Origin of the sequence: Bradyrhizobium sp. (genome assembly GCF_049691595.1) — a bacterium.
Taxonomy (GTDB): Bacteria; Pseudomonadota; Alphaproteobacteria; order Rhizobiales; family Xanthobacteraceae; genus Bradyrhizobium.
On the sequence record NZ_JBAVNZ010000333.1, the window covers coordinates 18,254 to 30,429 of the forward strand.

At 63.7% G+C, this 12,176-nt stretch carries 4 protein-coding genes; 3 read left to right on the forward strand and 1 reads right to left on the reverse strand.

Going from position 1 to position 12,176, the window contains the following annotated elements; all coding sequences use genetic code 11:
• The first annotated feature begins 8 nt into the window (after nucleotides 1-8).
• Nucleotides 9-8,606 (forward strand): GH36-type glycosyl hydrolase domain-containing protein, encoded by an 8,598-nt coding sequence (locus tag WCE35_RS14645; RefSeq protein ID WP_424594058.1) that lies wholly within the window; start codon nucleotides 9-11, stop codon nucleotides 8,604-8,606.
• A gap of 168 nt (nucleotides 8,607-8,774) precedes the next feature.
• On the opposite strand, the gene WCE35_RS14650 is transcribed toward WCE35_RS14645, so the two are convergent.
• Entirely contained in the window at nucleotides 8,775-10,280 is a 1,506-nt protein-coding gene (locus WCE35_RS14650) for a site-2 protease family protein (RefSeq protein WP_424594059.1), read from the reverse strand.
• 43 nt (nucleotides 10,281-10,323) lie between these two features.
• On the opposite strand from WCE35_RS14650, the gene WCE35_RS14655 reads away from it, so the two are divergent.
• Together WCE35_RS14655 and ald are read left to right on the forward strand one after the other, a co-directional pair.
• Entirely contained in the window at nucleotides 10,324-10,851 is a 528-nt protein-coding gene (locus WCE35_RS14655; protein ID WP_424594060.1) for a nitroreductase family protein, read from the forward strand.
• Nucleotides 10,852-10,927: 76 nt separating this feature from the next.
• On the forward strand, nucleotides 10,928-12,043 hold the full coding sequence (gene ald / locus WCE35_RS14660) for an alanine dehydrogenase (RefSeq protein WP_424594061.1): 1,116 nt from the start codon (nucleotides 10,928-10,930) through the stop codon (nucleotides 12,041-12,043).
• The last annotated feature ends 133 nt before the right edge of the window (nucleotides 12,044-12,176 follow it).

Sequence of the window (12,176 nt, forward strand, 5' to 3'; positions counted from 1 at the left end):
GCAAGACCATGCTTGTCGAGATCGATGACTTCGGCCGACGCAGACCGCGCCTCAAGAGTGCGCTGAGCTTGCGGTTTCGGCAATGGCTCGGGGCACGTGGACCGCCCCCGCCGTGGGACGACGGAGCTCCCATCCGGGCCGAACTGTTTAGTGTCGAGCGGCTTGAAGAACACGCGCGCAGCCTTGCCACCGCGCAAGCCGTGATGCCCGACCACGTGAAGGGCCTCTCATTGACGACGAGGCTCGCCGATAATGAGGCTGTGCTTCTGGCAGCCTACCGCGACGTCGCCAAGGCTGTCGATGCGGGGGCGGCCATCACCCCCGCAGCCGAGTGGCTGATCGACAATTTTCATGTGGTGGAGAAGCAGATCCGCGAGGTCCGGGTCGATCTGCCGCCCGGCTACTATCGGCAATTGCCCAAGCTCGCCAGCGGACCCTTCGCGGGATATCCGCGCGTGCTCGGCGTGGCCTGGGCGTACGTGGCGCACACCGACAGTCTCTTCGACCCGGAGGTGCTGCGCCGCTACCTGCGCGCGTATCAGGAAGTGCAGCCGCTGAGCATCGGCGAACTGTGGGCGGTGGCGACCACCCTGCGCATCGTGCTCGTCGAGAACCTCAGGCGGATCGCCGAGCGCGTCGTCGACAGCCGGGCCGGGCGCGGCGCCGCGGACGTCGTGGCGGACCGTTTGCTGGGGACTGGCGGCCGCGTTGTCGAACCAGCCGAGGCCGTCCTGCCGCCGCATCCACAGACCATGTTCCCGGACAGTTTTCTGATGCAGTTGGTCCATCGGTTGCGCGATCAGGATCCCAGCATTGCGCCGGCGTTAGAGTGGCTCGACGAGCAATTGGCCTGGCAGGGAACGACTGCCGAGGCCGTCGTCCGCGGCGAGCACCAGAGGCAGGTCGCCAGCAGCGTCACCGTGCGCAACATCATCACCAGCATGCGCCTCATCACCGACGTCGATTGGACGGAGCTGTTCGAGCGCGTCAGCCTGGTCGATGACGTCTTCAAGGCCGGCAGCGCCTTCGAGCATATGGATTTCCCGTCGCGCAATCTCTATCGCGCCGCCGTCGAACACCTCGCTCGCGGCTGTGGACTCACCGAATTGGAGATAGCCCACGCGGCAGTGGAGATGGCGAGGCGCGCGTTCGAAGCGAGTGTCGACGACGGCAACGTCCGCCTGACAGATCCCGGTTACTATTTGATCGCGGGCGGGCGAGCCAAGTTTGAAGCGGCGATCGGTTTCAGGTCGTCTCCGCTGGGCTGGCCGCGACTAACCTATCGCGCGCTGGGAATCGGCGGCTATGTCGGCTCCGGCGCGATCATCGCAGCCGGCCTGCTGGCCGTTCCGCTGTCTGTCGCCGCATTGGGTGGCCTGGAGTGGAGATGGTTGCTGCTGTTCGGAATTCTCGGATTCGTACCAGCGATCGACTTGGCCGTTGCGGTCGTCAACTACCTCGTCACCCGAGGCTTCCGCGCCACCTTGCTGCCCGCCCTCGAGCTGCGTGGCGGAGTCCCCACAGACCTGCGCACGCTTGTCGCCGTGCCGACGCTACTGACCTCGCTCAAGGAAATCGAGGAGCAGATCGGCCGGCTCGAGATCCACTACCTGGCGAGCGCTCAGGGCGATCTTCATTTCGCACTGCTGTCCGATTGGCGTGATGCGCCAGGCGAGCACGAGGACGGCGACGACGAGCTGCTGGCCGCTGCGAAAGACGGCATCGCGAGGCTGAACCAACGCTACGGACCTGCACCGGGCGGCGACCGTTTCCTGCTGTTGCATCGGCGGCGCGTGTGGAGCGAATGCGAAGGCTGCTGCATGGGGTGGGAACGAAAGCGCGGGAAGCTGTGCGAGCTCAATCGGCTCCTGCGGGGCGCCAAGGACACCACATTCGTGGCACCCCCCATTGTACCCAATGATGTGCGGTACGTCATTACGCTCGATGCGGACACGCGGCTCCCGCGCGAGACGGTCGGACGACTCATCGGCAAGATGGCGCATCCACTGAACCGGCCGCGCTTTGACGCAGATCTGGGGCGAGTCGTCGAAGGCTACGGTATCCTGCAGCCGAGGGTCACGCCTGCACTGCCGGTGGGGCGCGAAGGCTCGTTCTTTCTGCGCGTGTTCTCTCGCGCAACCGGCATAGACCCCTACGCCGCGGCGGTCTCGGACGTGTATCAGGACCTCTTCGGCGAAGGCTCCTATACGGGCAAGGGTATTTACGACGTGGACGCCTTTGAGGCGGCGCTACACGGACGCGTGCCCGAATCAACGCTCCTCAGCCATGATCTGTTCGAGGGGATATTCGCCCGCGCCGGCCTGGCCTCTGATGTCGAGGTGGTGGAGGATTTTCCTCCTCGCTACGACGTTGCCGCTCTTCGCCACCACCGCTGGGCGAGAGGCGACTGGCAGCTGCTACCTTGGCTCTTGGGACGTGGGCCCAGACGGGCCGATCATCGGCCGCTGCCGGGGATTCCCGCGATCGGCCGCTGGAAGATGCTCGATAACCTGCGGCGGTCGCTGGCTGCGCCGGCGGTTGTTGTGGCCCTGATCGCAGGATGGGCCATGCCGCTTGAAGAAGCGGCGGTCTGGACCGGTTTCATTCTATCGACGATCGTTCTGCCTCCGCTCATTCCCGTGATCGCGGAGATCGCACCGCGCCGTCCCGGCGTGACGCTGCGTAGTCATGTCCGGGCTCTGGGCACGGAGCTGCGCCTTGCGCTTATCCAGTCTGGCCTGATGATCGTCTTCCTGGCTCACCAGGCTTGGCTGATGGGTGACGCAATCGTTCGCACCCTGGTACGGCTCACGGTTACGCGCCGCAACCTTCTCGAATGGGTCCCTGCGGCCCACGCCGCGTTCGGGCCGCGTCCGCGGATGCTGCATTTCTATCGCCGGATGTCGGGGGCGTTGGTCATCGGTGCGATGGCCATTGCGGTGGCTGGGTTCTGGGGACGACAAACGTGGCCCTTGGCCGCCGTGTTCGCGGCCGCCTGGTTCGCCTCTCCGGCCGTCGCCCTTTGGGCGAGCCTGTCGCCTCGGGTCTTGGGCCGCCGTCCGCTGGCCGAGACCGACGCGCATGGTTTGCGCCTGGTCGCCCGAAGGACATGGCGCTTCTTCGAGGCCTTCATCACACCGGCCGATAACATGCTGCCGCCCGACAATTTCCAGGAAGCTCCCGAGTTCGTGGTAGCCCATCGCACATCGCCGACCAATATCGGCCTCTATTTGTTGTCGGTAGCGTGCGCACGGGACTTCGGATGGATCGGGACCCTCGAGGGTGTGGAGCGGCTCGAGGCGACGCTCGCGACCATGGATCGGCTGGCGAAGCACCGGGGCCACTTCTTCAATTGGTACGATACACGTGACCTGCGTCCGCTCGATCCGCAGTACGTGTCCTCGGTCGACAGCGGGAATCTTGCTGGACATCTGATCGCGCTCGCCAACGCATGCCATGAGTGGAGCACCTCGGTCATCGCAGAGCAGCAGCGCATCCAGGGCGTGGCGGATGCTCTCGACCTGGTCCGGGACGAGGCTCGCCGGTTGCGCGGCCTGCGCAAGTCGCAGGCGGTGTCATGGCGGCGGCTCGATGACGAGATTGCACGGCTAGCGTCTAGCCTGCTTCAGGCGAGCGCCCGCGCCATTGATATCGAACAGCGGCTCGCGGAGCTTTCCGAACAGGCCGCGATCCTGGCTGACGTCGTCCATCAGACCGTTCTCGAAGAAAGCGACCAGGCGGGTGCGGACCTGCAGTTCTGGGCGGATGCGGTGGGTGCATGCATAGAAAGTCACCGGAGCGATCTCAGCGCGCCTCGCGCAGCCTCGCTGGAGGCGCGGCTGAAATCGCTGGAGAAAGCAGCGCGGTCGACGGCGCTGTCGATGGAGTTCGACTTTCTGCTCGACCCCGACCGGCTGCTACTCTCAATCGGTTATAGGGCTTCCGAGGGCGAGCTCGATCCGCGCTGTTATGACCTTCTCGCCTCGGAGGCAAGGCTCGCAAGCTTCTTGGCCATTGCCAAGAGGGACGCGCCGGCACGGCATTGGTTCCGGCTGGGCCGCGCGGTAACTGCGGTAGCAAATGGCGCAGCACTGATCTCGTGGTCGGGCTCGATGTTCGAGTATCTGATGCCTTCCATCGTCATGAGGGCGCCGGCCGAGAGCCTGATCGAGCAGACCAATAGGCTGATTGTCCGCCGCCAGATCGAGCATGGAGCGACGATGCGGGCGCCATGGGGCGTCTCGGAGTCCGCATACAACGCGCAAGATCTGGAGTTCAGTTACCAGTACTCCGATTTCGGCATTCCAGGTCTCGGCCTGAAGCGAGGGCTGGCGGACAATGCCGTGGTCGCTCCCTACGCCACCGCCCTGGCGAGCATGGTTGATCCTCAGGCCGCCGCGCAGAATTTCGAGCGCCTCGAGGCCCTCGGCGCCCGCGGCCGTTACGGTTTCTACGAGGCGCTGGACTTCACGCGAGGCCGGGTCCCGGACGGAGATCGCGTTGCCGTTGTGCGCGCTTTCATGGCCCACCACCAAGGCATGACGATCACCGCGATTGCCGATGCCCTGCTGGACGGCGTGATGCGAAACCGCTTCCATGCCGAGCCGATGGTTCAAGCGACAGAGTTGCTTCTGCAGGAGTGCGTGCCACGCGAGGTCACGGCGACTCCGCCGTTGATCTCGGAAGCGATGTCGGCGGCCAGGATCCGCGAGGTCGAAGGACCTGGCACTTGGCGAAAGGCCAGCCCGTACAGCGCTACGCCGGCCACGCAGTTGCTGTCGAACGGCCGTTACTCCGTGATGCTTACGGCGGCCGGGTCCGGCTACAGTGCCTGGCGCGACCTGGCTGTGACGCGCTGGCGAGAGGACGCCACCTGCGACGATTGGGGCTCGTACGTGTTCCTGAGGGAGATCGCGAGTGGCAAGGTCTGGTCGGCGACCTACCAGCCGATCGGTACCGAGCCTGAAGCGTACGAGGTCACTTACAACGAGGATCGCGCCGAGTACACGCGTCGGGACGGGGCGCTGGTGACCAACTTGTCGGTGCTGGTTTCCGCCGAAGACGATGCGGAAGTGCGCCGCGTAACCATCTCCAACCTCGGCGACCAACTACGCGAGATTGAGGTGACTTCCTACGTCGAACTGGCTCTGGCGTCGCAGGCCGCAGACGTGACACACCCCGCGTTCTCGAAACTGTTCACCGAGACCGAGCATCTCGCCGGCCTCGGCGCCGTATTGGCGACCAGGCGACGGCGGGCGCCCGCGGAGCCTCAGGTCTGGGCTGCGCACCTGGCGGTTGTCGACGGTGTAGCGGCGGGCAAGCGCGAGTTCGAGACCGATCGCGCGCGGTTCCTCGGTCGTGGCGGCAGCATTCGCGCGCCGGGCGCAGTGATGGGCGGCCGGCCACTCTCCGGCTCGACCGGTGCGGTACTCGATCCAATATTTGCCCTGCGCCGCCGGGTGCGGATCGCGCCGGGCGCGACGGCACGGATCGACTTCTGGACAATGGTCGCCTCCTCACGCCAGGAGATCCTCGATCTTGCCGACAAGCACCACGATGTCGGCGCCTTCGAGCGCGCCGCCGCGCTCGCCTGGACGCAAGCCCAGGTGCAATTGCACCACCTCGGCATTACTCGCGGCGAGGCCGGGCAATACCAGCGTCTGGCGGGTCACCTCGTCTACGCCGCGCCCGTACTCCGCGCGCCGTCGGAAACCATCGAAAGCGGGAGTGGTGGGCAGCCGGGCTTGTGGGGCATGGGCATATCCGGCGATCTGCCGATCATCCTGGTCCGCATCTCCGACATCGACCAACTCAATGTGGCGCGCGAGGCGCTCCAGGCGGTGGAATATTGGCGGATGAAACGGCTTGCGTTGGACTTGGTTATCATCAACGAGCTCGCCTCCTCCTACGTTCAGGATCTCCAGACCGCGCTGGAGACCCTGGTGAGGGCCAGCCAGTCCCGGCCCCAGATTGGTGAAGATGGGCCACCCGGGCACACCTTCATGCTGCGCACCGACCTGACCTCGCCGGAGGCCCTCGGCCTTCTTGCGTCCGTCGCGCGTGTTATCCTGGTGGGAGCGCGGGGACGGATCGCCGATCAGCTTGAGCGCGCGCCCGAAGCCAGGCCTTGGCCCCGGGTCACAGCACAGCGTGTTCCGCCCGCTTCCGAGCTTCAAATCTCGCGACGGCCGCCTGGCGTGGAGTTCTTCAACAGCCTGGGTGGCTTCGCCGAGGCCGGTCGCGAGTACGTGACGATCCTCGGCCCGGGCCAATCGACGCCGGTGCCGTGGATCAACGTGATCGCCAATCCTACCTTCGGTTTCCTGGTGTCCGCGGAAGGCGGCGGTTACGCCTGGTCCGTGAACAGCCGCGAGCATCAGCTGACGCCTTGGTCCAACGATCCGGTCACTGATCAACCGGGCCAGGCTTTCTATCTTCGGGATGAGGAGACCGGACTTCTCTGGAGCCCCACGGCGCTGCCGATCCGGGACGAAGCGGCTACCTATTCGGCGCGGCATGGATGGGGTTACAGCCGTTTCGAGCACGCCTCGCACGGCATCGCCGCGGAGCTGCTCGAGTATGTGCCGCTCGCCGATCCGGTGAAGATCTCGCGCTTGAGAATGCGCAATCTTTCGGGCCGCACCAGACGGCTGTCGGTGACAGCGTATGTGGAATGGGTTCTCGGCGCGTCCCGCGGCGCGGCGGCGCCATCGATAACCACGCGCATCGATCCGGAAAGCGGGGCGATGCTTGCAAACAACCTGTGGAACCCGGCCTTCGCGAGGCGCTCCGCTTTCGCGGACCTGGCCGGACGCCAAACGGGCTGGACGGGTGATCGCCGAGAATTTATCGGCCGCAACGGCGCTCTCGCTTGGCCGGCGGCCCTGGTCAACGGGACGCCGCTTTCGGGGCGGGTCGGCTCCGGACTAGATCCCTGCGCCGCTCTCCAGACCACGGTCGAGATCGAGCCGAACGGTGTCGTCGAAATCGTCTTCTTCCTCGGCGACGCCCAGGACGAGGCGGAGGCGCAGTCGCTGATCGCCCGCTACCGTCAGGCGGACCTCGACGCCGTGCTCACCGAGATCCGTGGATTTTGGGATGAGATCGTCGGCGCAGTCCAGGTCAAGACGCCGGACCGGTCGATGGACATCATGCTCAACGGCTGGCTTGCCTACCAAACGCTCGCCTGCCGCGTCTGGACGCGGTCAGGTTTCTACCAAGCCAGCGGCGCCTATGGCTTCCGGGACCAGTTGCAGGACTGCATGGCGCTCGCCACGATCCGCCCATCGATAACCCGCGAACATCTCCTCAGAACCGCGAGCCGCCAGTTCGTCGAGGGCGATGTCCAGCACTGGTGGCTTCCGCACTCAGGCCAGGGCGTGCGCACGCGCATATCGGACGACCGGGTGTGGCTCGCCTACGCCGTCGCGCACTATGTGAGAGTCACCGCCGACGCCCTCGTGCTCGATGAAGTCGTCCCCTTCCTGACGGGCCAGGCGCTGCAGCCGGGCGAGAGCGACAGCTTCTTCCAGCCGACCATCTCGGACGAGACCGCCAGCCTCTACGAGCATTGTGCCCGGGCGCTGGACGCGAGCCTTGCGACAGGCAACCATGGTCTTCCGCTGATCGGCGGCGGCGATTGGAACGACGGCATGAACCGCGTCGGCGAAGGCGGCCGGGGCGAGAGCGTCTGGCTTGGCTGGCTGTTGCACGCCACTCTCGAAGCCTTCGCAACCGTCGCCGATGCGCGCGGTGACGCGACGCGGGCGGCGAACTGGCGGGAGCACATGCGGGCGCTGACGACTTCCCTGGAAAGTGAAGCTTGGGACGGCGACTGGTATCGGCGCGGCTGGTTCGACGACGGCACTCCGCTCGGCTCGGCGACGAACGAAGAGTGCCGCATCGACTCTATTTCCCAATCCTGGGCGGTGATCTCCGGCGCGGCGCGGCCCGACCGTGCGGCCCAAGGGATGAGGGCCGTCGACCGCGAGCTGATTCTGCACCACGACGGGTTGGCGTTGCTGTTCACGCCGCCCTTCGACCGCTCGCCGCTCGACCCCGGTTACATCAAGGGCTATCCGCCGGGCGTCCGCGAGAATGGCGGTCAGTACACCCATGCCGCCCTCTGGTCCGTGATGGCCTTTGCAGGCCTCGGAGACGGCGACAAGGCGGCAGCGCTCTTCTGGATGCTTAATCCGATCAACCACGCCCGCACGCGCATCGACATGCACCGCTACAAGGTGGAGCCCTATGTCGTCGCCGCCGACGTCTACGCCGCTTCCGACCATGTCGGGCGCGGCGGCTGGACCTGGTACACGGGCTCGGCCGGCTGGATGCAGCGCGCTGGCGTCGAGAGCATCCTTGGACTTCGTATCGAGGGCGGTGCCCTGCGTCTTGACCCCTGCATTCCCAAGTCCTGGCCCCGTTTCGAAATCGCACTCCGGCACGGCGCGTCACGCTACGAGATCATGGTCGAGAACCCGCAAAGCGTGCAGCGCGGCGTCGCGGTGGCGGAGCTCGATGGCACGGCGATCACCGCGCGGCCGCTCTTGATCACGCTCAAGGACGACGGCGCCGTCCATCGGCTGCAAGTCCGGCTGGGCTGATCTGTGCTTTAGGAAATCTGAGCTGCCATGCTATTCCGGAAACTGAAACCACCTCTTGCTGGCTCAAGGGGTTTTTCGACCGGTGAGCAGAGCGTCGCGGTTGAAGCGATTCGCTGGGTTGCGGCAGACACTTTACGTTTAGAGTGCAGCTTCGTGGCCTCGGGGTCGCTACGACCTCCCAAGCTTCGGTTGTTGTGCCGGCAAGGTTCCAAATTCCTGAAGCGTACGCAGGAAAGTTATGGCGTCTTCCCGGCTTAACATACCGATGACACGCTGATCCCGGATGACGGGCATTTGGTTGACTCCGTTCCGGTCCATCTTCTCGAGGGCGGACCACAGCTCGGTATCAGGATCGACGCATTTCAACTGTTCTAAGGGAAGCATGACCTGAGCGGCGCTTGTCGTCGCCCATTCGGGACGCGGCACTTCCTTGATCCGATGCAAGGTTATCAAACCAACGGTTTGGCCTCCTCGGTTAACGAGGAAACTGCGTTGCCCGCCACCCAGGATATGCTCGTCTACCAATTGCTGGAGCGTCAGATCTTCCGGAATAATGGCGCAGTGTGTACTCATGGCTTGCGCGACGCGATGGCCTGTCAGCAGCCCCTTAAACGTCGCCTGCTGCATCTGGACGGAAGCCGCATTGTCGAGGAACCAGCCGATGAACGCAACCCAAAGCCCCCCACCAAAATTGCCGTTGAACATCTGCCAGACGCCGGCAAAAATGAGCAAGAAGGCAAAAAACCGACCGACGGCAGCTGCGATGAGGGTCGACCGGTCCATGTCTCCTGTGATCGCCCACACGATAGCCCGCAAGACGCGACCACCATCGAGTGGGTACCCCGGTATCAGGTTGAACAGCACCAGGGCCATATTGATGTAGGCCAGATATCTGGCCAAACCCAACAGGGGCTCCATGCCAGCAACCAACGGCTGCGCTGCGTAGAAAAAGACCGCCAGGGCAAGACTGACGAGCGGACCCGTGATCGCAATAAAAAACTCGGCGATGGCGCTAGGTGGTTCCGCTCCGATCTGACCAACACCCCCGAAGATGAAAAGTGTAATACTGCGCACCGGAATCTTGTACCGCAGCGCCACCACAGAGTGCCCGAGTTCATGGAGCAGCACGCTCACAAAAAACATGATGGCCGTTACCGCGCCCGTCAACCAGTACAGCAGCGGCGACCAGTGCTTGAATTCTTCGGGATAATAGCTGCCGGCAAGCATCCAGGTGAGCAGCCCAAAGATCACAAACCAGGAGTAATCCAAGCCAATCGGAATCCCGAAGATCTTGCCTAACGGGATGCTATGTTGAGGCATGAGAGTGCTCATCCAGCTTGATTTTTTGCCAGTTTGGGCGAGATCGCGCGGCGACGCCTGCCTTGCGGTGGCCATGGCTATTGCTTCGAGAAAGGAACAAGAAATCTGGCTGAACTGGAAAACGCCGTTTTGCGATGGATCAATAGCCAGCGGCACAATGGCGGGTAGTTGTCCAAACACCGCAGCAAGAAAAGACAAACCACCGAGCGGATAGGTTCTCGGCAGTTCGGCTCGCCCGCCAGGGTTTCCCGCCAAGGGGAATATGATGATGACACGACGCCAGGCCAATGCTGGAATGCTCGCCAGTGCGGCGCTTGCCGCGGCACCCGCGGTGGTAGCTGCGCAGGAACTCAAGCCGAAAGATTTGCCGCCGCCGCGAAGCGAAGGCGGTCAATCATTGACCACGGCACTCAAGCTGAGGCGTTCCACGCGCGAATATTCCGATCGGCCGCTTCCGGCGCAGATCCTGTCCGACCTGTTGTGGGCTGCCTTCGGCGTCAATCGCCCGGCAAGTGATGGTCGAACTGTTCCCTATTGGCGCCATATCATGGTGATCGATGTCTATCTCGCGATGGCCGATGGGGTCTGGCTTTATGAGCCGAAGACCCACAAACTGCTACCATACGTGAAGGAAGATTTTCGCGCGCAGACAGGTCTTCAGGAATTTGTCGCAACCGCGCCCCTCAACCTGGTCTACGTCGCCCATGGCGAGCGTATGACGGATGTTACTCCCGAAGAGCGCCGTCTCTACGCCTGCGCCGATGCCAGCTTCATCGGACAGAACGTCTATTTGTTCTGCGCCTCCGAAGGGCTCGCTACCGTGTTTCGGGGAGCGGTCGACGGTCCGAAGCTCGGGAAGGCCCTTAGGTTGCCTGACCAGCAGTTCGTGACATTTGCGCAGACCGTGGGATATCCCCGCGCCTAGGCGCCGTCTCGGGGAAGCGCGTCGAGGTAGCGATGATACCACGGGGCTTTGTTTGTTGCTCGACATAGAGACGAACATGTTCATCGGCGTTCCGAAAGAAATAAAAACGGACGAATACCGCGTCGGCCTCACTCCTGCGGCGGTCAAGGAATTGACAACCAGGGGACATCGGGTCGCGGTCGAGACGATGGCGGGTGCGGGCGCCGGTATTGCCGACCAGGAGTACATGTCCGCTGGCGCTGAGATCAGCACGCGTGCCGATCGGATATTTCGGGACGCCGAACTGATCGTGAAGGTGAAGGAACCGCTTGCATCCGAACGGAAGCAACTGCGCCGGGGCCAGATCATCTTCACCTATTTGCACCTGGCTCCCGACCGCGATCAGACCGGGGATCTCATGGCATCAGGCGTAACGGCTCTTGCCTACGAAACCGTCACTGACGCGGCGGGAAAGCTGCCCCTGCTGGCGCCGATGTCGAAAGTCGCCGGCTGCATGGCGCCCCAGGTTGCCGCATATTTCCTGCATCGTCCCCAAGGGGGCCGTGGCATCCTGCTCGGTCGTATCGAAGGCGCGCCCTCCGCCGAAGTCGTGGTGCTCGGTGGCGGCGTTGTCGGAACCAATGCGGCGGAGATGGCGATCGGCATGGGCGCCAATGTTACCGTCACCGCACGCAGCCCGGAGACACAACGTCGCCTGTCGCGGCTTTTTGGCGAGCGCGTCAGATTCGTTACGGCTCATGCTGAGGCAATCGAAGCACTCTGCAGCTCGGCCGACGTGGTCATCGGAGCCGCTTTGGTCGCAGGCGGAGCCGCGCCCAAACTCGTTTCGGCGCGGACTGTCGCGGCTATGAAGCCCGGCTCCGTCATTGTCGATGTTTCAATTGATCAGGGTGGCTGCGCCGAAACCTCTCGCCCAACGACACATTCACAACCGACCTTTGTGATTGATGGTGTGGTGCATTATTGCGTAGCGAACATGCCCGGTGCGGTACCGAGAACATCGACATTTGCCCTCGATAACGCAACGCGTCCATTCGTCTTGGCGCTCGCAGACAAAGGGTTCCCACGGGCGTTGATCGACGATGTGCATTTGCGAAATGGGCTCAATGTGCACCATGGAAAAATCACTTGCCGCGCCGTAGCCGATACTTTGGGCCTGCCCTACACCACTGCGGCCAAGGTATTGGAATGAAGGTCAGCCCGGGGATGGGCTGTAAGCCTTGACGCAGGTCAATGTGTACAAAGCTACTTTGGCCGAAATGCGCTGCGGGATCGGGAGTATCACGTGGAGGTTGCCGTCACCCCTGAAGAGACAGTTGTGGGGG

Coding starts and splice junctions, on each gene's coding strand:
- WCE35_RS14645 (WP_424594058.1), top strand. CDS start 9: ATGCTTGTCGAGATCGATGACTTCGGCCGACGCAGACCGCGCCTCAAG.
- ald (WP_424594061.1), top strand. CDS start 10,928: ATGTTCATCGGCGTTCCGAAAGAAATAAAAACGGACGAATACCGCGTC.